19 protein-coding genes and 1 pseudogene are annotated in these 26564 nt (G+C 64.3%); 5 read left to right on the top strand and 15 right to left on the bottom strand.

Going from position 1 to position 26564, the window contains the following annotated elements; genetic code table 11:
- Positions 1 to 108 precede the first annotated feature (108 nt).
- The 3 genes from FCU66_RS09455 to FCU66_RS09445 are packed head-to-tail and all read right to left on the bottom strand — an operon-like array spanning position 109 to position 3111.
- A complete protein-coding gene (locus FCU66_RS09455) occupies positions 109 to 909 on the bottom strand; it encodes a helix-turn-helix domain-containing protein (RefSeq protein WP_246093837.1) in 801 nt (266 codons plus the stop codon).
- A complete protein-coding gene (locus tag FCU66_RS09450) occupies positions 882 to 1685 on the bottom strand; it encodes an N-formylglutamate amidohydrolase (protein ID WP_168991773.1) in 804 nt (267 codons plus the stop codon). Before FCU66_RS09450 ends, FCU66_RS09455 begins: the two co-directional genes overlap by 28 nt.
- 16 nt (positions 1686 to 1701) lie before the next feature.
- Positions 1702 to 3111 carry an aldehyde dehydrogenase family protein gene (locus tag FCU66_RS09445; RefSeq protein ID WP_136616812.1) on the bottom strand — a complete coding sequence of 470 codons (1410 nt, stop codon included), beginning with the start codon at positions 3109 to 3111 and terminating at the stop codon, positions 1702 to 1704.
- A gap of 157 nt (positions 3112 to 3268) precedes the next feature.
- Here FCU66_RS09445 and FCU66_RS09440 point away from each other — a divergent pair, with 157 nt between their 5' ends.
- The 4 genes and pseudogenes from FCU66_RS09440 to FCU66_RS09425 all read left to right on the top strand — a co-directional run.
- Complete coding sequence (locus tag FCU66_RS09440; RefSeq protein ID WP_109659473.1) at positions 3269 to 4027, top strand: SDR family NAD(P)-dependent oxidoreductase; 759 nt, start codon at positions 3269 to 3271, stop codon at positions 4025 to 4027.
- A 252-nt stretch (positions 4028 to 4279) separates the two neighbouring features.
- Positions 4280 to 4654 carry a hypothetical protein gene (locus FCU66_RS09435; protein WP_136616811.1) on the top strand — a complete coding sequence of 125 codons (375 nt, stop codon included), beginning with the start codon at positions 4280 to 4282 and terminating at the stop codon, positions 4652 to 4654.
- A gap of 294 nt (positions 4655 to 4948) precedes the next feature.
- A complete protein-coding gene (locus FCU66_RS09430; protein ID WP_168991772.1) occupies positions 4949 to 5812 on the top strand; it encodes a hypothetical protein in 864 nt (287 codons plus the stop codon).
- A pseudogene (locus FCU66_RS09425) lies at positions 5769 to 6473 on the top strand (hypothetical protein); the annotation flags it as partial. The gene FCU66_RS09430 and the pseudogene FCU66_RS09425, both read left to right, overlap by 44 nt.
- A 248-nt stretch (positions 6474 to 6721) precedes the next feature.
- Here the strand turns inward: FCU66_RS09425 and amaB are convergent.
- The 9 genes from amaB to FCU66_RS09380 form a co-directional block, all read right to left on the bottom strand.
- The gene (gene amaB / locus FCU66_RS09420; RefSeq protein WP_136616834.1) at positions 6722 to 8236 is read right to left on the bottom strand and encodes an L-piperidine-6-carboxylate dehydrogenase; all 1515 of its coding nucleotides are present in this window, start codon (positions 8234 to 8236) and stop codon (positions 6722 to 6724) included.
- Between the two features lie 185 nt (positions 8237 to 8421).
- Complete coding sequence (locus tag FCU66_RS09415) at positions 8422 to 9696, bottom strand: RNA polymerase sigma factor (protein ID WP_136616809.1); 1275 nt, start codon at positions 9694 to 9696, stop codon at positions 8422 to 8424.
- Positions 9693 to 10067, bottom strand: coding sequence for a YciI family protein (locus FCU66_RS09410; RefSeq protein WP_136616808.1), 375 nt, complete (start codon positions 10065 to 10067; stop codon positions 9693 to 9695). The genes FCU66_RS09415 and FCU66_RS09410 overlap by 4 nt, the downstream gene beginning before the upstream one ends.
- Positions 10068 to 10174: 107 nt before the next feature.
- Entirely contained in the window at positions 10175 to 11281 is a 1107-nt protein-coding gene (locus tag FCU66_RS09405; protein ID WP_136616807.1) for a DNA topoisomerase IB, read from the bottom strand.
- A gap of 117 nt (positions 11282 to 11398) precedes the next feature.
- Positions 11399 to 12337, bottom strand: a complete 939-nt coding sequence (locus FCU66_RS09400) for a glycosyltransferase family 2 protein (protein ID WP_136616806.1) — start codon at positions 12335 to 12337, stop codon at positions 11399 to 11401.
- A gap of 150 nt (positions 12338 to 12487) precedes the next feature.
- Positions 12488 to 13372 (bottom strand): transglutaminase family protein, encoded by an 885-nt coding sequence (locus FCU66_RS09395; RefSeq protein WP_136616805.1) that lies wholly within the window; start codon positions 13370 to 13372, stop codon positions 12488 to 12490.
- Between the two features lie 3 nt (positions 13373 to 13375).
- Positions 13376 to 15787, bottom strand: coding sequence for a circularly permuted type 2 ATP-grasp protein (locus tag FCU66_RS09390; protein WP_136616804.1), 2412 nt, complete (start codon positions 15785 to 15787; stop codon positions 13376 to 13378).
- Between the two features lie 6 nt (positions 15788 to 15793).
- Complete coding sequence (locus tag FCU66_RS09385; RefSeq protein ID WP_136616803.1) at positions 15794 to 19153, bottom strand: transglutaminase family protein; 3360 nt, start codon at positions 19151 to 19153, stop codon at positions 15794 to 15796.
- A gap of 255 nt (positions 19154 to 19408) precedes the next feature.
- A complete protein-coding gene (locus tag FCU66_RS09380) occupies positions 19409 to 20605 on the bottom strand; it encodes an acyl-CoA dehydrogenase (RefSeq protein ID WP_136616802.1) in 1197 nt (398 codons plus the stop codon).
- A 153-nt stretch (positions 20606 to 20758) separates the two neighbouring features.
- On the opposite strand from FCU66_RS09380, the gene FCU66_RS09375 reads away from it, so the two are divergent.
- Complete coding sequence (locus FCU66_RS09375; protein WP_136616801.1) at positions 20759 to 21670, top strand: LysR family transcriptional regulator; 912 nt, start codon at positions 20759 to 20761, stop codon at positions 21668 to 21670.
- Here the strand turns inward: FCU66_RS09375 and FCU66_RS09370 are convergent, their stop codons facing one another.
- The 3 genes from FCU66_RS09370 to FCU66_RS09360 form a co-directional block, all read right to left on the bottom strand.
- The gene (locus FCU66_RS09370; RefSeq protein WP_136616800.1) at positions 21671 to 23995 is read right to left on the bottom strand and encodes a Tex family protein; all 2325 of its coding nucleotides are present in this window, start codon (positions 23993 to 23995) and stop codon (positions 21671 to 21673) included.
- Between the two features lie 128 nt (positions 23996 to 24123).
- Positions 24124 to 25305: a serine hydrolase domain-containing protein gene (locus FCU66_RS09365; protein WP_136616799.1), complete on the bottom strand. Its 1182-nt coding sequence runs from the start codon at positions 25303 to 25305 to the stop codon at positions 24124 to 24126.
- A 35-nt stretch (positions 25306 to 25340) separates the two neighbouring features.
- Positions 25341 to 26537, bottom strand: a complete 1197-nt coding sequence (locus FCU66_RS09360) for a serine hydrolase domain-containing protein (protein ID WP_136616798.1) — start codon at positions 26535 to 26537, stop codon at positions 25341 to 25343.
- Positions 26538 to 26564: the final 27 nt, after the last annotated feature.

Genomic DNA, 26564 nt, shown 5'->3' with positions numbered 1-26564 from the left:
AACAGGATGCTAGACCCCGGACTTTTCCATAACAAGTATTTTTTTCCATTTTAGAAAATATTCTTAAAGGGCTCGAACTTTCGAGCCCGGATTCCGGTCAGGCCGGGATCAGACCCCAGCGCCGGCCGGCAGCCCGTCGCGCGGCACGGTGTTCGACATCAGCATGATCACCGGCTCGTCGCCCAGCGCGATATAGGCATGCTGCATTTCGCCGTCGAAAAGAATGCTGTCGCCCGGCTGCAGCACTGTGGGGTCATAATGGATCGTGTGCAGTTCCAGGCTGCCGCTCAGCACGTGGATGAACTCCTCGCCCGAATGGCTGCGCCAGCCGCCGTTCTCCTCGAAGCTCCGCGCGCGCAGCGTTACACGCCAGAAAATGTTGGTCTTGTCGCGAAAATCGCTGCACAGGACCTCGAATTCCATCGCGTTGCCCTGGTGCAGGATGCCGCTGCCGGCGCGCGTGATCGAGCGCCGCGCCTGCATGCCCGGCTTCGGGCTGAACAGGAAGGAGGCCACCGGCACATGCAGCACGCCGGCGATCATCAGCGCGACGTCGACCGTCAGCCGGGCTTTGCCGTTCTCCAGTTTCGACAATTGCGAAACCGAAAGGCCCGAGCGTTCGCTGAGATCGCGCAGCGTGATGTTCTGCTCCTTGCGCGCATCGCGGATCTTGCTGCCCACATTGCCCTGCATCGCCCGCGCCCTTGGCTGTCGTGTTTCCAATTCGACAAACTCTAGCCGGGCGGCCTTGGGGCGTCCAGCCTCTAGAGCGATTCCAGGAAAAGTGTGCGGCGGTTTTCCCGGGAAAAGCGCATCGCGCTTTCCCTGGGGAACTGCGTCAAAACAAAGAGATAAAGCGGTTCGCCGTTCGGCGAATCGCTTTAGACGGCTACGGCTGGTTTCGGCCATAGCGACATCGCGACGGTGGCAAAGGCATCCTCCAGGGCGCGGCTGACGAGCTCGAATGTTTCCGGATCGGAAAGCAGGTCGTTGCGGACTTCGAGATAGAGGCAGGGCCTGCCCTGCTCCAGCCCGTGCCGGTTCAGCGTGTAGCCGACGGCCTGACGCCAGTCATACGGCTCGTTGTCGCCGATCCTCAACCCGGCCTCGGCGCCCCGCGCGCCAAGCGTTTTCAACACCGAAGTGACGAAGGGGGACGGCTCCCGCCACAGCACGCCGATGTCGACATTGCGCCTGACACCACCCATCACCGGGGTGAAGGAATGCACCGAGATCAGCGCCTGCCGGCCCGCCGCGGCCTCGATAACAGCCTGTTCGACCGGCGCCCAGGCGATCATCTTGCGCAGCCTGACATCGACTGCATCGGGTGCGAGATTGCCGGGCACCGGAATGCCGCCGAGATCCGGGCGCATGAAATCCCATTCGCCGGCAGGCCTGTTATAGTCGAGGAACAGCCGCGAATAATGCGCGACCACGGCCGGCGCCCGCAATGTCTGCGACAGGCGGCGCGTCAGGGCATCGATGCCGATGTCGACAGCGAAATGCGTGCCGAGATAGGGTGCTGAGAGGCCAAGGTCGGACCACGGCGCGGGCACCAGATTGCCCGCATGTTCGGCGATGAGCAGATAGGGGCTTGCCGCCTCGACGCGCAGCCGCTCGACGCTGGCGGCGGCCAGCGCGGCGATTGCTCCATCGTCAAGCCCTGCAAGGTTCGCGGCGCTCACCGGGCCGACCTCTCGATCAGCCGATGACGGAGCGGACATGATAGGCCTTCGCCGCCGTCGCTTCCGCCAGGCCGGCACGGCCATTGGTGCGCCCGAGGCCGGAATTCTTGATGCCGCCCCAGGGCAGGTGCAGGTCGGCGTGGTCGCAGCGGTTGAGATAGACCGTGCCGGCCTCGACCTCGTCGAGCAGCGCCACGCCGCGGTCGATATCCCTGGTCCAGATCGAGGCGCTGAGGCCGAAATCGCTGTCGTTCATCAGGCCGATCGCCTCGTCATCGCTGCCGACGGACTGGATACAGGCCACCGGCCCGAACAGCTCATCGCGCATGATCTGCATGCTGTGATCGACACCCACCAGCACTTCCGGCGCGACATAGGCGGCGCCGAGGCCAGAGGCCTTGAGCGTTCCGTCCCGCCGCATCAGCCGCCGGGCCCCTGCCCGCACCGCGCTGTCGGTGAGACCACTAATGGTGTCGGCCGCACTCGCGCGCACCACCGGGCCGACCATCGGCTTCTCGGCAAAGGGATGGCCGATGGTCCATTTCGCTGTTTCGGCGACCAGCGCTTCTACGAAGCGGTCATGGATCGCCTGGTCGACATAGATGCGCTCGACCGAGCAGCAGGACTGGCCGGCATTGGAATAGGTGCCCTCGGCGATCTGCGGGATCGTCGCCTCGAGATCGGCATCGGCGCGGACATAGGTCGGATCCTTGCCGCCGAGTTCGAGATGAACCTGCGTGAAGGTACCGGCAGCGGCGGCATGGACGCGCCGGCCGCCATTGACCGAACCGATGAAATTCACCGCGTTGAAGGCACCTGACGAGATCAAACGCTCGGCATCGGCATGATCGAGATGCAAGCTTTGGAACACGCCCTCGGGGCCGCCGGCGGCACGGAAAGCCTCTTCCGCCAGTTCGGCGATCAATGGCGTCTGCGGCGAATGCTTGAAGATCACCACATTGCCGGCCGCGAGCGGCGCGGTCACGAGATAGCCGAGCATTGCGGTCGGGTAATTCCAGGCGCAGATCGACAGATGCAGGCCGCCCGCCACCGGCTTGGCATAGCGTCGGATGTTTTCGTCCGAAGGATACGGCACATCGGCCAGCGTTTCCGGTGCGATGTCGGCAAGCAGCTGTCCGACCAGCGCCAGGCGCGGCGTCTCGTCGGCCTGCCACAGCGGCCGGCCGATCTGCCACGCCACCATCTCGGCCAGCGGCGTTGCCCGCGCCTTCATCTCCTCGCCGAAGCGCAGCAGGATCGCCAGCCTGTCGGCCAGCGGCGTCCGCCGCCAGGACGGCAGGGCGCCACGCGACCGGGTCAGCGCTGCCTCGATGGTGGAACCGTCGACATAAGAGCGCGTCGTGTAGGTCGAGCCGTCGACAGGAGAAGTCACGGAAAAGGTCCGCGCGCCGGAATGCAGGTTCATGCTGTTGAAATCCATCCGAGCTGAGAGGTCATTTTGAGGTACGATATCGCGATTTTCCATTTTGGCAAATTTTTTCTAATACCGCTTGATGGATTCTTAGTCCGCCCCTATTGTCACCCTCGATCGGCATTTCGACAGAAGCAGACGAGGGGTTCAGATGATCGCTTACGATTTCACCGGCAGGCATGCGGTCGTCGCCGGCGCAGGCGGCGGCATGGGCGAGGCGATCACGCTAGCGCTGCTCGACGCCGGCGCCTCCGTCACCGCCATCGACGTGAAGGCCCGGCCGGCCTCCCTCGCTTCTTACGACGACAGGCTCACCTTCGCGCAGGGCGATCTCACCGACGCCGCCTTTGTCGAACAGACGATCGGTACGGCGGGCCGCGAGCGCGGTGGCATCGACTATCTCGCCAATGTCGCCGGCGTGCTGTGGTTCGGCCGCGACAAGTCGGCCCTCGAGATGGATCTCGATGTCTGGGACGAGGTGTTCAGGATCAATTTGAAATCCTTCGTGCACACGGCGCGCTCCGTCGTCCCCCATATGCGCTCGGGCGGACGTGGCGGCGCCATGGTGCATTTCTCGACCATCCAGTGGTATCGCGGCGACGCCAACCCGCAGGACGCCTACCAGGCATCCAAGGCCGGCGTCTGCGCGCTCTCGAAATCGCTCGCCATGCAGCTGGCGGGTGAGCGCATCCGCTCCAACGCCATCTGCCCCGGCATGGCACTGACCCCGCTGCAGGCGCGCTGGGACACCGAGGAGAAGCGCTCGGCCGTGGCGAGTTACGCGCCGCTCGGCCGCATCGGCACGCCGCAGGACATGGCCAACGCGGCCTTGTTCCTGCTTTCCGACGCAGCGAGCTACATCACCGGCATCGAACTCGCCGTCGACGGCGGCCTGCTGATGCGCATGTAACCAGCACGCCCGCCGCCGGAGGCCATGGTCCAGACCGCGACCCTCAAGCTCGACAATTGCCGGCTCTCTCAGCGATCACAATCTGTCAACTTTCCGTTCCATGCCATCCCAGGGATTCGAACGCCCCTATATCGATATTGCGGGCCACGAACCGCCGGCGATGACAGGATCACCGCGACGCGACGGAGCAGATTGCCCGTGTCCGGAAAGCGATATCCATACCGCTTTTCCCGTTGATAGGGAGGCGCGACCATGCGCAATTTCACACCGAGGATCATAGCAATCGCATCGCTGCTGGCGGCGGTGCCGTTATCGAGTGCTTACGCGGTCCACCGCCACAGGATCGAACCGCAGGCCATGTCTGTCGAGGCAAGAGCGGTCCTCGACCAGTTGCAGGGCGTGAAGCAGGGGATTGTCGAGGCAAGGGATGCCAAGGCGATCACCCCGGAGCAGGAGCACGATCTGATGATGAGGGCCGACAGAATCCATCGCTCGGCCACGGACGGCGGCGCGTACCAAGGTTTGCTCAGCCAGATCGAGAATCTGGATCAGCGATTGCAGGATGATTCAGGCGGCGGCATCTACATCGGCGATGGCGCCGATGGCGGCTACTATCCAAACGGCTGACGCAGGCCGACAATGATCGCACGGTGCCTCCGGCGATTTTCGGAGGCGCCGGCTTTTCCGATAGCAGATAGAAGAAGGCAAACGCCTACTGAGCCGACGCGACAACGCAGACGGAAGCGATGTCTCCGATGCCCTGACCAGAGCAATCAGTTAGACTAGCACGCAGCGTCATGAACTGGCCGCTATCGGACAGGGGCCTCTCTCCAACTTTGGTACCCTCTGGACACAGCTGTGGAAGGCTGAAAAATGGGGAACGCAACTCCGCGTTTGGAGTTGAATCGGAACATGAGGAGGATGGCGCTGAATCTGGAAGACATTGCCGGCCATCCGGCCCTGCATCGCCATGTTCAGGCACAGTCCCTGGCGCTGATCCGGATCTATGAAGAGAGCCCGCGGCTGGCCTCCATTTTCGCCACGCAGCAGCGTTGGCTGATGGGCCATGTCGGCCTTGCCATGCATTTCAGGCGCGACTCGAACGACCGCCGCAAGGAGCTGACGGTATCGCGTTTCATCGAGTTTGTGCACCAGCACGCCGTGGCCAGCCGCAACACGGCGGACGCTTTCATCAAGGAGATGCTGCACTACCACATTGCCGAATATGTGTCGGGCGGGGACGGCCGCACACACCCCTTGCAGCCGACGGCGGCAACCGTGCAGACTTTTACCGGCTGGGTCCTTGCCCATTTGCGGACGCTGGATCGCCTCGACGGCGCTGACCGCTTGGCCAGGTTCCTGGAACACCCCGAGATGGTTGCCAGGCTGCAGCCTCTGGTGGCGGACGGCCTGCTTGCCTCCAAGCCGGTGCGCGAACCCAACCAGACCTTTTCCCTGTTCATCTGGCTCAACAATGGCGGCATCGTCATGGACTGGCTGATGTCGGGCATCGACCCCGATCATGCCGGCCTGGACCGGATTCCGACCAGCGTGGTTTCGATCGGAGATTTCGCCAAATGGCTCAAGCTGTCGCGGACCCATCTTGCCCGCAAGCTGCGCGCCGCCGAGGAACTCGGCAGCATCGGCTGGCTCGGCCAGCGCGGCCATTCGGTGATGTGGGTGTCGAACACCTTCTACCAGGAATACATGACCGTCCAGGCCGCCAAGCTGGCCATTGTCGATGCGGCCTTCGACGCCTGTTTTCCAGCCCCGGAAGACCGCTGAGGCTCGGCGCGGATCGATATCTGCCCGGACCGTGAACGTTATCTCCTGGCGCAACACCGCAGATGCCTTCCTCAAGGAGTTGCTGCATTACAATTTCATCGAGTACCTCTCGGCAACTCAGGATGGCCGCATCCGCCCCATACAGCCCACAGTGAACACGCTGGACACGCTCGCCGGCTGGCTGATGGCGCATCTGCACACGCTGGACAGTCTCGACGGCGCGAACTGTCTGGCGACGTTTCTGGAGCGGCCCGATGCGCCCGCCAGGGTGCAACCGCTGGTGGCTGACGGCCTGATCTCCTCCAGTCCCTTGCGTGAGCCCAAGCAGACCTTTTCGCTGTTCTCCTGGCTCAACAATGGCGGCGTGGTGATGGACTGGCTGATATCGGGCGTCGATCCCGACCATGCCGGCCTCGCCCAAATCCCGACAGGTATCGTCTCGATCGGCGATTTCGCCAAATGGCTCAAGCTGTCGCGAACCCACCTGGCACGCAAACTGCGCGATGCCGAAGACCTCGGCAGCGTCGGCTGGCTCGGGCAGCGCGGTCACTCGGTGATGTGGGTGTCGGGCGATTTCTACCAGGAGTACATGACCGCCCAGGCCGTGAAGCTGGCTATCATCGATGCCGCTTTCGAGACGGGCCTCCCGCCGGCCGCTGCCGGCGATTGCTCTATCTCTTCTAGAGCCGGCTCTGTTCGCATCCCCCAGCGCGGGATGCGAAAACGTGATATGCTTTCCCTACAGGTTTGCCGCTGCTTGCGCGGCACCTGTTCGGAGAGGAACCCGCATGAAAAAAATCTATGAGAAGCCGACGCTGGACAAGCGTGAAAGACTGTCCAGCGTCACGGCGGTTTGCGCGCCGTCGACTTGCGCGACCTGATCGCCGGGCGATCAGACCTCCAGCGTTCTCAGTCGATATCGAAAGAGACGCCCTGGGCGAGCGGCAGCGCCTTGGAATAGTTCACCGTGTTGGTGGCGCGGCGCATATAGGCCTTCCACGCATCGGAGCCGCTCTCGCGGCCGCCGCCGGTTTCCTTTTCGCCGCCGAAGGCACCACCGATCTCGGCGCCCGAGGTGCCGATGTTGACATTGGCAATGCCGCAGTCCGACCCGTCGACACCGAGGAAGCGCTCGGATTCCTGCAGGTCGCGGGTGAAGATCGATGACGACAGGCCGGCTCCCACCGCATTGTGCTCGTCGAGCACGGCGTCGAAATCCGAATATTTCATTACATAGAGGATCGGCGCGAAGGTCTCTTCCGTCACCGGCGAAACCTGGCTTTGCATTTCGACCAGCGCCGGATGCACATAATACGCGTCCGGGTGGCCGTTCTCGACCCGTGCCCCGCCGGTCACCTTGCCGCCATGGGCGGTGGCTTCCTTCAGCGCCTTCTGCATGGCGTCGAATGCCGCCTTGTCGATCAGCGGCCCGACCAGCGAGGAGGTTTCCAGCGGATTGCCGACCGACACGCTTTCGTAAGCCTTCTTGAGACGTGGAACCAGGGCGTCATAGACGCTGTCATGCACGAACAGGCGCCGCAGCGTCGTGCAGCGCTGTCCCGCCGTGCCCATCGCTCCAAAGGCAATTGCGCGCAGCGCCATGTCGAGATCGGCTGTCGGGCAGACGATGCCGGCATTGTTGCCGCCAAGCTCCAGCACGGCGCGCGCAAAGCGCTTGGCCAGGCGCGGGCCGACGTCGCGGCCCATGCGGGTCGAGCCGGTGGCCGAAACCAGCGGCACCTTGGGGTGATCGACCAGGATCTCGCCGACGGCACGATCGCCGATCAGCACCGGCGCCAGACCCTGCGGTGCGTCCGCGCCGAAACGCTTGACCGCACGCTTGAAGATAGCCTCGCAGGCAAGTGCGGTCAGCGGCGTCTTCTCCGACGGCTTCCACACCACCGCGTCGCCGCAGACCAGCGCCAGCGCTGCGTTCCACGACCACACCGCGACCGGGAAATTGAAGGCGGAAATGACGCCGACGACGCCAAGCGGATGCCAGGTTTCCATCATCCGATGGCCGGGACGCTCGGTGGCGATGGTCAGACCGTACAATTGCCGGGAGAGGCCGACGGCGAAATCGCAGATGTCGATCATTTCCTGCACTTCGCCAAGCCCCTCGGACGGGATCTTGCCGACCTCGATCGAGACCAGCCGGCCAAGCTCGGCCTTGTGCGCGCGCAGCTCCTCGCCGAGCAGCCGCACCAGTTCGCCACGCCGCGGGCCCGGCACCATCCGCCACGCCTGGAAGGCCTTGTGCGCGGCATCGATCACCTTGGCCGCATCAGCCGGCGAGATCGTCTTCAGCGCCGCGATCTGCTCGCCCGTCACCGGGCTCTTCACGATCAGGTCGCCGCCGACAAGCGCCTCCTTGGCCACACCCAGTTTCGCCAGAAGCTCGGTCGTTTCCTTGGCTATCGTCATTTTTGTCCCTTTCATATCCCGTCGCCATCATATGGCGCTGGGTTAAGCCTTCGCCGTGTCGCCCGCGTACCGAAAGGCACTTCGGGCACAGTCATGGCGTGGCATTACTCGTTTCAGGGGAAAATCACCACCCCGGCATGGTCCAAGCCCGAGCTACACGATTGAGCCAGATGGGCAGATGACGCTCAGTTTGCCTTTTTCGCCGGCGGGCGCACGGCGCCGTCCTTCATCAGCCGGTCGATGTGCATGCGGATATGGGCTGCTTCCGCCGCCGTATTGGCAAGCGCGATGGCGCGGTCGAAGGCGACGCGCGCCTCCTCGCCCCGGTCAAGCTGCATCAAAAGGCCACCCTTGAGGCCGAAGAAGTGGAAATAGCCGGAAAGTCGGTCTTCCAGCGGCTCGATCATGGCGAGCGCCTCTACCGGTCCACGCACCTTCGAGACCGCGACGGCCCGGTTGAGCGTGACCACAGGTGATGGCTGCATCTGCTCGAGCAAGCGGTAAAGCAGGTCGATCTCGTTCCAGTCGGTGTCCTCGGCCTTTTCGGCCCGCGCATGCAGCGCGGCAATAGCCGCCTGCACCTGATAGGGGCCGGGCTTGCGATGGCGCAGCGCCTTGTCGACCAGCGCCAGCCCCTCATCGATCATCTTGCGGCTCCACAGGCTGCGATCCTGATCCTCGAGCAGCACGATCTCGCCGCTCTCGTCAAATCGAGCCGGTGCGCGCGCATGCTGCAGAAGCAGCAGTGCCGTCAGCCCCATGATCTCCGGCTCGGTCTGGAACAGCCGCAGCAACAGCCGTGCCAGCCGGATCGCCTCTTCGCACAGCGGCGCGCGGGCCGGCGCCTCGCCGCTGTTGGTCGAATAGCCCTCGTTGAAGATCAGGTAGACCATGGCGGCGACAGCGGCGAGCCGCTCGGAGCGCTCGACGGCGCCCGGCGTCTCGAACGGCACGCCGGCGTCCGCAATGCGTGCCTTGGCGCGGGTGATGCGCTGCTCCATGGCGCTTTCGCCAACCAGGAAGGCGCGCGCGATCTGCTTGACGGTGAGGCCCGAGACGATGCGCAGCGCCACCGCGATCTGCTGCGTTGCCGGCAGATCGGGATGGCAGCAGATGAACAGCAGCCGCAGAATGTCATCCCGGTAATGCGCCCCGTCCAGCCGCTCGGCGATATCGCTCTCGGCGTCTTCCAGGTCGGAAATCTGGTCTTCCTCCGGCATCGGCGCCTGCTTGGCGCGCTTGCGCACCGCATCGATGCCGCTGTTGCGGCCGACAAAGATCAGCCAGGCCGCGGGATCACGCGGTGGCCCGTTCTGCGGCCAGTTCTTGATCGCCCTGAGGCACGCATCCTGGAAAGCTTCCTCCGCCGTATCGAGATCGCGGAAATAACGCAGCAGCGCGCCCATCGCCTGCGGGCGGGCGACGCTGATCGCCGAGCTGATCCAGGCGAGTTCGGTCATGCGGAAACCCTGGCGGGATTGAAGATCGAGACCGGCCGGATCTCATAGGAGCCGCCGCTCGGATTGACCTCGGAAAGTTCACGGGCGAATTCCACCGCCTCGTCGAGATCGGCGCATTCAAGCGTGTAGAAGCCGAGGAACTGTTCCTTGGTCTCGGCAAACGGACCGTCGATGATGACCGCTTCGCCCTTGACCTTCCTCAGTGTCGTCGCCGCCGTGGTCGGCAAAAGTCGCGCCACTGGGCCAAGCCGGCCGGCCTTGGCATACTTGTCCTGAACGTCGAGGAGATTGGCCATGACTTCGTCGTCCTGTGCCTTGCTCCACGAGCAGACGACATCTTCGGAAGCATAGCAGAGGATTGCGTAGAGCATGGCTGGTCCTTTTCTCTGTCAAAGGACGAAACAGTAAGACCGATCCCGACACGACGTCGATAAAAAAATCCGATGCGGCGGATTTGGCGGCCGCCGGTCGGCGCCAGTCAGCTTTCGCGCACCTTCAGCCATCGCAGCACGAGAGCCTCCTCGTCATCGAGACCATCGATCGAGTGCTTGCGCTTGTTGGCCTGCGCCATTTCGTCCAGCAATCGCCCCTCTGACCAGGCTTCGAAGACCTGCGGATGGATGTAGCATTTGCGGCAGACGGCGCGCGTGTTCCCCAGCCGCTCGGCAACCTTGTCGATGACGCTGTTCATCACCCGCTTTTGCAGCGCCTGGCTTTGCGGCAACTCCGTCTGTGCAAACAGCGAGGCTGCATGGATGGTGCCGCCCCAGGTGCGGAAATGCTTCGAACTGAACGCATCGCCAACAGCCTCGCGGATATAGCGGTTGACGTCCTCGGAGCGGACTGGCCGCCTGCCGCCGTCCTCATCGAGATACTGGAACAGCTTCTGGCCAGGCAGGTCCTGCGCGCCACGCACGATTCCAGCGATGCGGCGGTCGATCAGCTTCAGCTTCCACTCCTTGCCGGACTTGCCCTTGAAGGCAAAACGGAGGCTGGAACCAACGATATCGACATGCCGGTCGCGCAATGTGGTCAGCCCGAAACTCTTGTTGTCGCGGGCGTAGGCGGCATTGCCGATCCGGATCATCGTGTTGTCGAGCAGCCAGACGACCGCAGCGACGACACGCTCGAGCGGCAGGCCGTGACGGCGCAGATCGCTGTCGATCCTGCGCCGCAGATCCGGCAGGCTTTCGGCAAAGGCGACAAGGCTCGAATATTTGGCGCCGTCGCGTTCTTCGGCCCATTGCGGATGGTAGCGGTATTGCTTGCGTCCGCGCTGGTCCCTGCCGGTTGCCTGGATATGGCCGGCGGCCTCGGGCGAAATCCACACATCCGTCCAGGCCGGCGGAATGACGATCGCATCGATGCGCGCCGTGGTAGTGTCGGGAACCGGCCGCCCGTCCGGCCCCTTGTAGGAAAACCCCTTGCCTGTCTTCAGTCGCCGGATACCGGGCTCAGCATCGCTGACATAGGTAAGCGACGCATGATCGGCCGAGCTTTGCGCCCCGTTCTTCGGCGCACTATTTTTCGGCACAGCATCTTGGTCAGCCGAGCGGCTGGGCGACAATCCGGATTTTTGCAGCATGTCAGCTCCACGCAAATATCCGTAGATAAGCTACTGGCCGATTGCTGGTTCCACACGCGTCCGAAAAGCCTGTGCGCCGATATGCCGATATAGTGTCGGTCGCGGCGGAACCGGCGCCTACAGAGCGCCTTGCAGCTGGATCGACGGAGCTGACAAGCGCCGCCGAGCCGCGAGCTTGAACTTGTAGCGCAGACAGCGCCAGGCTTCCGAGCGTCGCTTGGGGGCTGCCGCGGCCACCGCCAGGAAGCGTGCCGCGGTGTCCAGATCGCCGCGCGCATAGTGGACCCGGGCGATCTTGAGGGCGACAAGCCCTTCCCTGGCCTTGAGCGCCGACATCGGGATGTTGCAGTCGGTAAGCGTGCGCAATTGTCGGCGCCAATCCAGGAAGCGCCGTACCGGGTTGATCGCATAGCGGTCATCGGAACGCACCGGCGAAACCTCATAGACCATGACGGGTTGCGAAACCATGGCGAGCGATGCCTTGCTCATCAGCCGCGCCCAGAACAGCGTGTCCTCGTCATAGGCCAATCCGACCGGGAACCTCGTCTCGCCGATCAGGGCTCGAGATGCCAGGACGCTGCCCACGGCGACCGACCGTATGTCGCCTTTCACATAGGCCGAAGCGTTTGCCAGGCACGCGGCTTGATAGCCGTTCGGCACCTTGATCTGCCGATCCTGGCCGTTCACCCGTCGCCGGTAGGCGCCCACGATCATATCGGCTTTCGGCTGCTCTACCGCCTTCCGGAGCAGCGAGCGCAATCCGCCTTGCAGATGCAGGTCGTCGGCATCGATCAGGTAGACCCAGGGATGGACCGCCTCGGCCAGCGCCACATTGCGAGCCCCGCCGGCATCGCGGCAACTGGCCGGCAGCACGCGCAACGGCAACGACAGTTCTGCTGCAGCATGCCGCGCCACGGCTGCCGTGCCGTCCGTCGATGCATCGTCGACCAGCAGTATCTCGCCGATGATCTCGGCCTCGCTGCGAAGCGACGCCAGCGTTGCCCCGATGGTCGCCGCCGCATTACAGGCAGGAATGACGACGCTGATCGCTCTCAATTACAAAACCCCGCGCTTCGCGCTTAAGAACACAATTATCGTCCACCTCGAAACGAATGCAGATTAGCGGCTACATCGGTGTTTGAGAAGCAGTCTTGTCCATTCCATCCAGAATTGCAGGAAAGAACCCGCTGCGTGTGCGGCCTGCTTTCAGGCCTTTTCGAGCACGACCGGAATGACATCGACAGCTTGCTCGCCGACCTGTCCTCCCGTGGTCTTGAGCACGCCGACGATCGGCGCCACGTCCGAATAGTCGCGGCCGTAGCCAACGGTGATGTGGTCATTGCTGGCCCGCATGCCGTTGGTCGGATCGAATTCCTGCCAGCCGGCATCGCGTCCGCACCAGACCTTGACCCAGGCATGCATGGCATCGGCGCCTTCCAGCCGGGGTTTGCCCTTCGGCGGGATGGTGCGCAGGAATCCGCTGACATAACCCGCCGGAATGCCGAGCCCGCGCAGGCCGGCGATCATGATGTGCGAAAAGTCCTGGCAGACGCCGCGCCTCAGCTTGAAGGCATCGCTGGCCCGGGTTCGCACCGTGGTCGCTTCGCCGTCATAGGTAAAATCGTGATGGATCCGATTGCACAGGTTCATGGCCGTGCCGGCGGCAGAGCCGGCGATGCTGTCTCGTGCGTAGGTGGTGATCGCACCATCGATGCCGGCGTGAGTGCTGGCCGTCAGGAAATGGTGCGGTGCATCAGGCGCCAGCGACCGCACCGCGGCGAGCTCCTGCCTGAGCCGGCCGATATCGGGCGACACGTCGAGCCCGGGCTCGGGTCGCGACACCGAGACGCGTGCGCTCATCCTGATGTCGAGCGCGTCATGCGCGTCGCGAAAGGCGATCGAGGTGACGTTGTTGCCGAAGAAATCGGAAAAGTCAGAACGCTCGTTGGGCGCCGGCGCAAAGGACAGGGATGCGGCGATGACACGCTGCACGCCTGATATCGTCGACGGCAGCACGCGGATCTGGTGGCGGCCGCCGCCGGCCGCCGCGGCATAGTCGTAGTGGAGATGAAGCCTGATGTCGTAGAGCATAATCTAGCCGAAATAGGCTTTGGCGAGGCTGTTGTAGAGGCCGCCGATTTCGTAGGCGAGCTCGTCCAGCGCCTTTGCCGTCATGTCCGAAGGCTCCTTGATGGCGATCTGGGTGTTGAGCTGCAGAATCTCTTTCGCCGCTGGCGACATGTGCCCCTCCCCGCCGACCGACGGCAACAGGCCGATCTCGGCCTTCAGCCTTTCGAGCTGGAACAGGATGGAGCGCGGATTAAGTGGATCGAGCGCCAGCAGGTCGATAACCGTGCGCCGGCCGGCCTGCACCGGATATTGCCGGCGGTGGGTCATCACGCTGTCGCCGATCTCCAGCATCATGTCGAGCGCGCCGTCCGGCGCCTTGGCGCTGGTCAGCCGGGACAGTGTGCGGGCGATCTGGATGCCGCGCTCCAGCCGGCGGCCGATCTCGAGGAAGCGCCAGCCGGCGAAGCGGTACATGTTCTCGTGCAGCAGGCCGGAAAAGCCGGCGAGCTTGCGCAGGATGACCGTCATCGCCCGGGTCGCGTCGTCGCCGGGCGCCACCGTCGTTGCGAACTGATGGATGGTCTTCGACAGGTCCTTCAGCGCCAGCCAGCCGTCGGGCGAGAAGCGGTCGCGGATCTGCCCGGCGCTGTAGACCGCACTATCCAGCGTGCCGATCAGACCCGACGGGATCGCCGTCTCGACGTCGATCCCGAACGGTTCGAGATAATCCCTGATGTCGACGAGCAGCGGCATGTCCGGGTCGGAGGTTTCGGCCAACCGCACATGATAGGCGCGCAGGATGCGCACTGTGTCTTCCGAGCGCTCGATGTAGCGGCCGAGCCAGGTCAGGTTCTCCGCCGCGCGGCTGGGCAGGCTGCCAGGCCTGGTGCGGGTAAAGCTGTCGCCTTCTTGCGGTAACAGCGTCTCGCGCTCGACCGGTTTGTCGCTGACAACCCAGACATCCGCTGCCTGGCCGCCACGCTGCATGGCGATCGCCGTCGGGTCGAGCGACAGGCCTACGCGGGCAAAACCGCCCGGCATCACCGTCCAGCCGTCCGGCGTGCGCGCCAGATAGACGCGCAGGCTCGCCGGCCGCGGCTCCAGCCAGCCGCCGACATAGACGGGTGTCGTCGAAAGCGTCACCGCTTCCTGGCCGACGAAGTCGCCGCCATAGCGTTCGATGCGCGCCACCAGCTCCGCCCGCTCGCCGGCGGACAGCGCCGAGCCGAGCTTCGTCTGTTCGTCATCCTCGAAGGCAAGTCTCGTCGACAGCGCCGGCCCGATCACCATGCGATCGATATTGGCCAGCACATGCGCGCGTTCGGTCGCTTGCCCGCACCACCATGTCGCGACACTTGGCAGCAGCAATTCCTCACCCCGCAAGGCACGTGAAATCTTGGGCAGGAAGGCGAGCAGCGCGCGCGTCTCCATCAGACCGGAGCCCAGCGCATTGACGGTCGCAACCGCGCCCTGGCGGATCGCCTCAACCAGGCCCGGCGTGCCGATCTGCGAATCCGGGCGCAGTTCGAGCGGGTCGGCGAAGGCGGCATCGAGCCGCCGCCACAACACGCTGATCGGCATCAGGCCGGAAACCGTGCGCACCATCAGCCGGCCGCCGGAAACGGTCAAATCCTCGCCTTCGAGCAGCATGATGCCGAGATAACGGGCGATATAGGCGTGTTCGTAATAGGTTTCGTTGAGCGGCCCCGGCGTCAGGATAGCGACGCGGCCGTCGGTTTCCTTGGCCATGCCGATCAGCGCATCGCGAAAACGGCGAAAAAAGCCGGCAAGGCGGTGCACATGCATCTCGCCATAGATATCGGACAGCGCGCGTGTGGTGGCGACACGGTTTTCCAGCGCGAAGCCGGCGCCGGACGGCGCCTGGGTGCGATCGCCCAGCACCCACCACTGGCCATCAGGCCCGCGGCCGAGCTCGAAGGCGCAGAAATGCAGGAAATGGCCGCCGGCCGGCCTGGTGCCAACGACGGGCCGCAAATATTCCGGACTGGCCGCGATCAGTCCTGCCGGCAGGATGCCTTTTTCGACCAGCCGGTTGGGCCCGTAGATATCGGCGATGGTTTCCTCGAACAGCTCGGCGCGCTGCACGAGGCCGGCGCTGATCGCCGCCCACTCGCTCTCCTCGATGAGCACCGGGACATGCGCCAGCGGCCATTCGCGCTCATTGGCGCCGGCCTTGTCGTAGACGCGGTAGTAGACGCCGGCATCGCGCAGATACTGGTCAGCGCGGGCGAAACGCTGGCCGAGCTTTTCAGGCCCCAGCTCGTCAAGCGATTCGATGAAATGCTTCCAGATCGGGCGGGGGTTGCCTGACGCATCGACCATCTCGTCGACGACGCCATCGATCGGCTGGTAGTGCTCCAGCAGGCTGTGGATCTGCGGCTTGCCGCGTACCCTCTTGTGATTCCCCTTTGCCATCGCTGATCAGAGTCTTGCCGGCCGCCGAAGGTCAAGGGTCATCGGGAAATCTTCAGCGGGTTGTTCCTCACGCAGCACATAGGCGGATGGCGTATGGCCGCGCGGTTCGAAGCGGGCGAGCCGCCTTGCCTCCGCCTCGTTGCCATTGACCGGAAAGGTGTCGTAATTGCGCCCGCCGGGATGGGCGACATGGTAGACGCAGCCGCCGACCGCCCGGCCCGACCAGCGGTCATAGATATCGAACACCAGCGGCGTGTTGACCGGCAGCGCCGGATGCAGGCCTGAAGCCGGCTGCCAGGCCTTGAAGCGTACGCCCGCCACCGCGATCTCGCGGTTGTCGGTGACCTTCATCGGCACGATACGGCCATTGCAGACCACCGCATGGCGTTCCGGATTGAGCCCTTCGGTCTTGACCTGCAGCCGTTCGACCGAGGAATCGACGAAGCGCACGGTGCCGCCGATCGCGCCCTGTTCGCCCATGACATGCCAGGGTTCGAGCGCTTGGCGCAGTTCCAGCTTGATGCCGGCATGCTGAACCTCGCCGCAGAACGGGAAGCGGAATTCGAGCTGGGCGTCGAACCATTCGGGCCTGAATTCGAAGCCGTTGAGCTTGAGGTCGTCGAGCACGTCGAGGAAATCAGCCCAGACATAGTGCGGCAGCATGAAACGGTCATGCAGCGACGTGCCCCAGCGCACGAAGCGGCCGTCGAGCGGGCTCTTCCACGCGCGGGCGATGATCGCCCTGACAAGCAATTGCTGCGCCAGCGACATGCGCGCATTGGGCGGCATCTCGAAGCCGCGGAACTCGACCAACCCCAGCCGGCCGGTTGGCCCATCCGGCGAGAACAGCTTGTCGATGCAGATTTCCGAACGGTGCGTATTCCCGGTGACGTCGGTCAACAAATTGCGGAACAACCGGTCGACCAGCCACGGCAAGGGAGCCGCGCCCTGGTCCGGATGCGGCACCTGCGCCATGGCGATCTCGAGTTCGTAGAGCGAGTCATGACGCGCCTCGTCGAAGCGCGGCGCCTGGCTGGTCGGGCCGATGAACAGGCCGGAGAACAGGTATGAGAGCGACGGACGCCGCTGCCATTGCAGCACCAGGCTCTTCAACAAATCCGGCCGGCGCAGGAACGGGCTGTCATTGGGCGTCGCGCCACCGACCACGACATGGTTGCCGCCGCCGGTGCCGGTGTGGCGGCCATCGATCATGAACTTGTCGGCGCCAAGCCGCGTCTGCCGAGCCTCCTCGTAGATCGCCGTCGTCGTCGCCACGCAATCCTGCCAGTTGGACGCAGGATGGATGTTGACCTCGATGACGCCGGGATCGGGCGCGACGCGGATGACGTTGAGGCGCGGATCGTGCGGTGGGCCATAACCCTCGATATGCACGGGAAGACCAATCGCCTTTGCCGCGTTCTCGGCTGCCGCGACCAGTTCGAGATAGTCTTCCAGCGCCTCGACCGGCGGCATGAACACGCACAGCCGGCCGTCGCGGGGTTCGACCGAAAGTGCGGTCCGCACCGCGCCGCCGATCTCGGTGATCTCCTGCTCGACCCGGTCCTGCTGCCCGGTCGTGGCAGTAAAGGAGGCCGCCTGCTGGCGGCGCGCCATCTCGTCGGCGCCTTCCAGTTCGGCTGGCGCAGCGGAGGGCAGTATGGCTTCGCGCGCGGGCAGCGGGCCGCGCGGCAGCGACGGATCGACCGGCACGATGTAAGGGAATTGTGCCGGCGGCACATAAGGCAACGTGCCGAGCGGCAAGCGATAGCCGACGGGTGAATCGCCGGGCACCAGGAACAGCCGGCCACGCCGCGTCTTCCATTTTTCCGAGCGCCAGCGCGGCCCCGACGCCTGGCTGTTCCAGCGCTGGACGGGCAGCACATAGCCGGACGGTTTGGTCAGCCCGCGTTCGAACACTTTCGCCATGCGGCTGCGTTCTTCCGGATCCTCCAGCTTGGAGTTGGATGGATCGACGTTGTCGGGCAGCTTGCCTTCCTTGAGCAGCCATTCGGCCGGATCCTCATAGGCTTCGCTGACCATGGTCCTGTCGATGCCGAGTTCGCCGGCGATCGCGGTCAGCAGGCTTTCAGCCTGCTTCGGGCCGATATCTGCCTCGCTCTTTTCGCGCGCGATCAGCGACGGGTCGCTCCACACCGGCTGGCCATCGGCGCGCCAGTAGAGCGAGAAGGTCCAGCGCGGCAGGCTTTCGCCCGGATACCATTTGCCCTGGCCATAGTGGAGAAAGCCGCCAGGCGCGAAGCGCTCGCGCAGTTTTCGGATCAGCGCATCAGCCTTTTCGCGCTTGGTCGGGCCGACGGCGGCGGTGTTCCATTCGGCCGACTCGAAATCGTCGATCGACACGAAGGTCGGTTCGCCGCCCATGGTCAGCCGCACGTCCCCGGCCGCGAGTGCTGCATCCACCTTGTTGCCGAGTGCGTCGAGCGCCTGCCAGCTTTCATCGGAGAATGGCTTGGTGATGCGCGGATGCTCGGCGATGCGGTCGACCCGCATCTCGAAGCCGAATTCGACATTGGCGAAGCTCGCCATGCCGGAAATGGGTGCCGCGTTGCGGAAATGCGGCGTGGCGGCCAGCGGCACATGGCTTTCGCCGGTCAGCAGGCCCGATGTCGGGTCGAAGCCGATCCATCCGGCACCGGGAAGATAGACCTCGCACCAGGCATGCAGATCGGTGAAGTCGACGGCGGTTCCCGGCGGCCCATCGAGCGCCACCAGATCCGGCTTGAGCTGGATCAGGTAGCCGGAGACGAAGCGCGCGGCGATACCGAGATTGCGCAGGATCTGCACCAGCAACCAGCTTGAATCGCGGCACGATCCCTTGGCGGCGGCCAGCGTTTCCTCAGGCGAGAACACACCGGTCTCCATGCGCACGATATAGGCGATCTCGCGTTGCAGCCGGGCATTGAGGTCGACCAGGAAATTGACGGTGTTCTTCGCGCTGGTGTCGATGGTTTTCAGGAAGGCCGACAGCAGCGGACCCACCGGCTCGGGCGTCCGGTAGATCGTCAGATCATCGCGTATCTCTTCCGGGTACTCGAACGGAAACGTCTCGGCCGATGGCTCGACGAAGAAATCGAACGGATTGTAGACCGTCATGTCGGCGACGAGGTCGACCTCGATCTTCAACTCGGTCACCGGCTCCGGAAAGACGAAACGGGCAAGGAAGTTGCCGTAGGGGTCCTGCTGCAGATTGACGAAGTGGTTCGCCGGCTCGACCTTGAGCGAATGGCTCAGCACCTTGGTGCGCGAATGAGGCGCCGGCTGCAGCCTGATGATCTGGGGCCCGAGCACCACAGGCCGATCGTATTTGTAATGGGTCAGGTGATAGACAGCTGCCAGAATTGCCATGGGGGCCCGGAACTCAGCGTTTCAAACGATTTCGCTGAACCCTGACACATCAGGCGGCCATTCTCCAAGCAGAGATGTTGCGGTGCACCTAATTTAAGCAACGGTTGCCGGCTAAGCTGTGTTGAGATTCAGGTCAGGCCGAGCCGAAAATGGCTGATACCGAGAACCGGAGCGGAGCGTACTTGAAGTACGTGAGCACCGGAAGCGCAGGTATCGGCCATTTGCAGGCCGGCCTCACCTGAATATCGGCACAGCTTAAAAGAACGCCTGTATCCCCGTCTGCGCCCGTCCCAGGATCAGCGCGTGCACGTCATGCGTGCCCTCATAGGTGTTGACCGTCTCCAGGTTCTGCGCATGGCGCATGACGTGATAACCGATCTGGATGCCGTTGCCGCCATGCATGTCGCGGGCCTGGCGGGCGATGTCGAGCGCCTTGCCGCAATTGTTGCGCTTGACGATCGAGATCATTTCCGGCGCCATCTTGCCTTCATCGAGCAACCGCCCGACACGCAAGGATGCCTGCAATCCCAGTGCGATCTCGGTCTGCATGTCGGCGAGCTTCTTCTGGTAGAGCTGCGTGCCGGCCAGCGGCTTGCCGAACTGCTTGCGATCGAGGCCGTACTGGCGGGCGCGATGCCAGCAATCTTCCGCGGCACCCATCGAGCCCCAAGAAATGCCGAAACGGGCCCGATTGAGGCAGCCGAACGGGCCGCCAAGGCCCTTGGCATTGGGCAGCAGCGCGTCCTCGCCGACCTCGACGCCTTCCATCACCACTTCGCCGGTGATCGACGCCCGCAGCGACAGCTTGCCGCCGATCTTCGGCGCCGAAAGCCCCTTCATGCCCTTTTCCAGCACGAAGCCGCGGATCTCGTCCTTGCCGTTCTCGCCCTTCAACTTCGCCCAGACGACGAACACGTCGGCGACCGGCGAATTGGAAATCCACATCTTCGAGCCGCTAAGCTTGTAGCCGTTCGCGGTCTTCTCGGCGCGCGTCTTCATGCCGCCCGGGTCGGAGCCGGCGTCCGGCTCGGTCAGGCCGAAACAGCCGATCCACTCGCCGCTGGCGAGCTTGGGCAGGTACTTCTTGCGCTGTTCGTCGGAGCCATAGGCGTAGATCGGATACATCACCAGCGACGACTGCACTGACATCATCGAGCGATAGCCGGAATCGACACGTTCGACTTCCCGCGCGACCAGCCCGTAGGTCACATAGTTGGCGCCGAGCCCGCCGAATTCCTCGGGGATGTTGATGCCGAGCAGGCCGGCCTCGCCCATTTCGCGGAAGATAGCGGTGTCGAATGTCTCGTTGAGGTAGGCGTCCTCGATCCGCGGCGCCAGCTTGTCGGCGGCAAAGGCCGCCGCACCATCGCGCACCATGCGCTCGTCTTCCGAAAGCTGGTCCTCGATCAGGAACGGGTCTCCCCAGACGAATGCATTCTTGTCGGCGGCCATGGCGTTCTCCCAAACCAATGTATGTCGCCCAAAAATGTTCAGTGGTTTTGGGGTGACATGCATGAAGCAAAATCTTGGCCCGGCTTATCGGCCTGCGCCTCGAAAAAATCAAACGAAATTGCTTCACCGATCAATGAGCGTTAGTAATGGATCATGAGTGTCCAGCGCCGCCTTTTGCCCAACATCAGCGCCCTTGCCGCTTTCGAGGCGGTCGCCCGGCTCGGCAGTTTCACCGCTGCCGCCCAGGAACTCGACCTGACCCAGGGCGCGGTCAGCCGGCAGATCAGATTGCTGGAAGACCAGTTCGGCCGCCGGCTGTTCGAACGCGACAGCCGCAATGTCAGGCTGTCGACATCGGGCGAAATCTACGCCGAGGCGGTGCGTTCAGCGCTTGGCCAGTTGCGTGACGCAGCCCTTGGATTGATGAGCAATCGGCATAGCGGCATCCTGAACCTTGCCATTTTGCCGACCTTCGGCACGCGTTGGCTGATGCCGATGATCCCCGATTTCGTCGAAAACAACCCCGACATCACCATCAACTTCGTCACCCGCGTCGGCCGCTTCGACTTCGCCCGCGAGCGGCTGGACGCCGCCATCCACTATGGCCTGCCGGACTGGCCGGAGGCCGACTCGACACTGCTGGTGCGCGAAACGGTGGCGCCGGTGGTGTCGCCCGAATTCCTCGCCGGCCGCGCTATCGCCTCACCGGCAGATATCAGCCGCTTGCCACTGCTGCACATGGCGACACGGCCTGGCGCCTGGACCGAATGGTTCGAGCATCAAGGCCTGAGCGCGCCGACCGGACCGGGCATGCAGTTCGAACAGTTCGGCACCGCCGCCCAGGCCTGTATGGCGGGGCTCGGCGTCGCCCTGTTGCCGTTGATCCTCATCGCGGGCGAATTGCAGCGCGGCCAGTTGGTGCCCGCGCCCGGGCAGCCCATGCAAAGCCGCAGCGCCTACTATCTCGTCGTCCCGCACGACAAGCGCGGCCATCCGCCGGTCGCCAGTTTTCGCGACTGGCTGCTGGGCCAGGTTGAGAAGGAGCCGGCTGTTCTGGCGTGGTAGCTACTTCCGCTTCAGTGCATCCGCCAGTGCCGCACCGAATGCCCCTTGCTGCGCCGGCCGTTCCGGCTGGCGCTGCGGTGCCGGCGAACGCGGGGCCGGCCTGCCGCCACCATTGTCGCGCGGCCCGCCGCGCGGTACGCCACCCTCGCCACCATCCTTGCGCATGGACAGCGCGATGCGCTTGCGCTTGATGTCGACGTCGACGACCCGCACCTTGACCACGTCGCCGGCCTTGACCACCTCATGCGCATCCTTGATGAACCTGTCGGCCAGTTGCGAGACATGCACCAGCCCGTCCTGATGCACACCGATATCGACGAAAGCGCCGAAGGCGGCGACATTGGTGACGGTGCCTTCCAGCTGCATGCCGGGCTTCAGATCCTTGATGTCGTCAATGCCGTCGGCGAAGGTCGCCGTCTTGAAGCCGGGGCGCGGATCGCGGCCGGGCTTTTCCAGCTCCGCCAGGATATCGCGCACCGTCGGCAGGCCGAAGCGCTCGTCGACGAAGACGCGCGGATCGAGCGCCTTGAGCGCGGCACTGTCGCCCATCAGCGCACGCACATCGCGCCCGCAGGCGGCGACGATCTTCTTCGCCACGCCATAGGCTTCGGGATGCACCGACGAGGCATCGAGCGGCTCGCTGCCATTGGCAATGCGCAGGAAGCCGGCGCTTTGCTCGAACGCGCGCGGCCCGAGCCGCGGCACCTTGAGCAAATCCTTCCGGCTGGCGAAGGGACCGGTCGCATCGCGATGCGCAACGATGGCGTCGGCGAGCGACGCGCCAAGGCCGGAGACGCGAGCCAAAAGCGGCGCTGAGGCGGTGTTGAGGTCGACGCCGACTGCATTGACCGCGTCTTCCACCACCGCTTCCAGCGAGCGGCCGAGCCGGTACTGGTCGACATCGTGCTGGTACTGACCGACACCGATCGATTTGGGTTCGATCTTGACCAGTTCGGCCAAGGGATCCTGCAGTCGCCGCGCGATCGACACCGCGCCGCGCAGAGACACGTCGAGACCGGGGAATTCCGCCGCCGCCGTCGCCGATGCCGAATAGACCGAAGCGCCCGCCTCGCTGACGATCACTTTCAGCGGCTTCGGGCCACCATCAGCCGGCATGTCGGACAGCATGTCCGCCACCAGCTTTTCGGTCTCTCGGCTGCCGGTGCCGTTGCCGATCGAAATCAGCTCGACCTTGTGCAGGCGAATAAGCTTGGCAAGTTCCGCCTGGGTGCCGCGCACATCGTTCCTGGGCGGAAACGGATAGACAGTCGTCGTTGTCAGCACCTTTCCGGTGCCGTCGACCACCGCCACCTTGACGCCGGTGCGGATGCCGGGGTCGAGCCCCATCGTGGCGCGCGAACCGGCGGGGGCCGCCAGCAGCAAATCCTTCAGATTGCGGGCGAAGACGTGGATCGCCTCTTCCTCGGCCCGCTCGCGCATGTCCCGCATCAGGTCGAGCGTCAGGTGCAGCGACAGTTTTATCCGCCAGGTCCAGCTCGCCACCTCCATCAGCCAGCGGTCGCCCGGCAGGCTGCCGCCGATGGCATAGGCATTGGCGATCATCCGCTCGACCGGCTTTACCGGCGACGTGTCGTCGGCATCGACCTCGATGTCGAGCGACAGCACCTCCTCGTTGCGGCCGCGCAGCATCGCCAGCGCGCGATGGCTCGGCACATTCGCCCAGCGCTCGACATGGTCGAAATAATCGGAGAATTTCGCGCCGGCCTCCTGCTTGCCGTCGACCACCCTGGCCCGCATGAAAGCGCGTTCCTTCATGTAGGTGCGCAATTTGCCAACCAGATCGGCATTCTCGGCGAATTGTTCAGACAGGATGTCGCGCGCCCCTTCGAGCGCTGCCTTGGTATCGGCGACCTCCTCGGTGACATAGGCCATCGCCAGCTCGGCAGGCACCAGCGCGCGGTTCGCTAGAATGGCTTCGGCCAGCGGCCCCAATCCCCGCTCCCTGGCGATCTCGGCCTTGGTCCGGCGCTTGGGCTTGTAGGGCAGGTAGATGTCTTCCAGTTCGGCCTTGGTGATGGCAGCGACGATCTTGCCCTCGAGCTCCGCGGTCAGCTTGCCCTGCTCGCGGATGGAGCCGAGGATGGTGTCGCGGCGCGCATCAAGCTCGCGCAGATAGGAAAGCCGTTCGGCAAGGTCGCGCAATTGCGTGTCGTCCAGCCCGCCGGTGACTTCCTTGCGATAGCGCGCCACGAACGGCACCGTCGCGCCTTCATCCAGCAGTTCGATTGCCGCGGCCGCCTGTTCGGGCCGGGCAGCGATCTCGGCCGCGATGATGGCTGCAATGCGCTTGATGTCGGATGCCATGTCGTTCCTGCTCTCACCCAAAGAGCGGCGACCATAGGCGCAGACGTCCGGCCCGCCAACCGCCGCGTTTTGATCAGCCCGGCGGGTCCACAGGAAAGCGAGCGCTAATGTGGCGACTCGGGCCCAGTCTAGACCAGGCGGCTCAGCGCCTCGAAGAAAGCGACGATCTCGACATCGAGCGGATCGTCCACCGGCTCCGGCTGCGACGACATCTTGGCGATCACCACTTCGGTCCTGGGATCGACATACAGCCATTGGCCGTGGATGCCGATGCCGCAATAGGCGCCGTTTTCATGTCCGGTCTGGTACCATTTGTTGCGGTAACGGCCCTTGGGAAACAGCGGCAGCATCGCGCCGCGCTGCCAGGCGTCCGCACTGCCGCCGGTCGCAACTGTATCGCGCACCCAGGCTTCGGGTACAATGCGGCGGCCATTGGCCATGCCGCCTTGCCGCATCATCTCGCCGACACGTGCCAGATCGCGCGGCGTCACCGAAATGCCGCCGGCGGTGCGGGCCGTGCCTTCCATGTCGACGCCTATCGAGGCTTCACTGAGGGCGCCGATCGGCAGCCACAGTTTCTCGCGCATCAGGTCGGTGAAACGCTGGCCGGAGGCGCGCTCGAGCAGCAGGCCGAGCAGGTCGGAATTGGGCGAGCGGTAGCGGAAGGTCTGGCCGTGCGGCTCGGCCAGACGCTGCAGGGTCAGGATGAATTCGCGCAGGCTCTCCGTGCCGCCGCCCGGATTCCACAGCGTGGCGCGGCGATAGCGGGCAAAGGCGCTCTCCGGATCGAGATAGGCTTCCTCGAAATCGAGGCTGACGCTCATGTCGAGCACATGCCGCGCGCTCGCATCGCCATAGGCCGAGCCGGCGGCTTCAGGGATGTAGGCCGTCACCGGTGCTTCCGGGTCGAACACCCCCTCGCCTTCCAGTATGCCCGCGACAATGGCGGTCAGCGACTTGCTGATCGAAAAGATGATGTGGCGGGCGCCGAAATCCATATGCGGCGCGAACCAGTCGCCGATGATCTTGCCGCCTTTCATCACCGTCAGCGCGTCGGTGCTCGAACGTGCGAGAAATTCAGCCACCGTCTCCGGCGCATCGCCGACCGAAACCTTTTCGCCGAGCAGCCCGCCCATGTCCCGCACGGGGGCTTCGACAACGCCCGACGCTGCCGCCACGCGGGCGGTCGGCACCAGTTCGCCGAGATTCTGGAACGACCACCGGTTGAACGGATTCTCGCGCCAGTTGGCGAGCAGCACCTGGTTGCGGCGGAAGCCGTATCGGGTCTCGAACGCGGTCTTGCCGGTCATGGCGGTTCCTTCCAGGTCGTTTCTTCTTGTGGGGCTCAGCGAAGTGCCGTGGCGATGGCGTGCACGGCCTTCAGCGTCGCTATGGAATAGGCGACATTGCCGAAATCCGGATAGGTCGAAAGCTTCACCACGACCATTCCGGTGTTCCAGTCGATATGGATCATCTGCCCGAACACGCCCCGGCACATCAGCGCGCGCGAGCGCGGATCCTCGATCCAGAACTGGTTGCGATAGCTGCCTTCCGGCAGACTGTCAGAGAAATCCGGCCCATGCCTGCCGTTGCGTGTCGCCTCGATCCATTCGGCCGGCACGACGCCGCCACCATTGTCGAGGATCAGCTGGCCAAAGCGGCCATAGTCGCGCAGCGTCGCGTTGAAGCCGCCGTCGGCAACCGCATAGCCGGCGCTGTCGACGGTGAAGCAGGCGCTTTCATCAGCGCCGAGCTTCTGCCAGAGTTCTTCCGAAACCAGCTGCGGCAGCCGTTTGCCGGTCACCCGCTCCATGATGAAGGCAAGCACGTCGGTCTCGATCGAGCGGTATTCGAACGCAGCACCATGCGGGCGGATCGTTTCCTTCAAGCCCAGGATCAGCTCGAACATGTGCGAGGGCCAGCGAAAGGCCGGATCGCTGTCCGGCGGCACCGGCTTCCAGCCGGTGGCGACATCGACCTGGCCAATGTCCGAATAGCGGTCGGTATATTCCTCGGAGAAGCGGACGCCGCTGGTCATGTCCAGCACATGCTGGACACTGGCGCCGGCCCAGCCTGTCGCGCTGAGTTCTGGCAGATAGGTCGTCACTGGCTTGGCCGGATCGATCAGGCCGCGCCCGACCAGTATGCCGAACACCGAACCGGTGACGGACTTCGCCATCGACTGCGACAGGTGCAGCGTGCGCTCGTCCATGCCGTTGAAATAGCGCTCATAGGCTATCCTGCCGTCCTTCAGCACCAGGAAGCCGTCCGTATAGGTCTCGTCGAGCAGCCCGGCGAGCGTTGTCGGCTTGCACTCGCTGTCTTCGACCGCCAGCCCGTCGAGATCGACCTCGGCGCGTTCGAACCGGTTGCGATGGCCATTGCCGCGCCAGACTTCGGCGGTCGGCAGGAATTCACGGATGTGCTGGAACGCCCAGCGGTTCCACGGTGGCCGGTCCCAGTCGAGCTTGGGAACCACCATGGCGGGCGGCGATCCCTGCATGATCGGCGGCCGCGGATCGGAATTGCGATAGGACGTCATCGAGCCTCCCCGTAAGCGCGAAGAAGG

It is taken from the genome of Mesorhizobium norvegicum, assembly GCF_004919685.1.
In the GTDB taxonomy this organism is placed as follows: Bacteria; Pseudomonadota; Alphaproteobacteria; order Rhizobiales; family Rhizobiaceae; genus Mesorhizobium; species Mesorhizobium norvegicum.
This window is presented reverse-complemented; position numbering and strand designations above follow the sequence as displayed.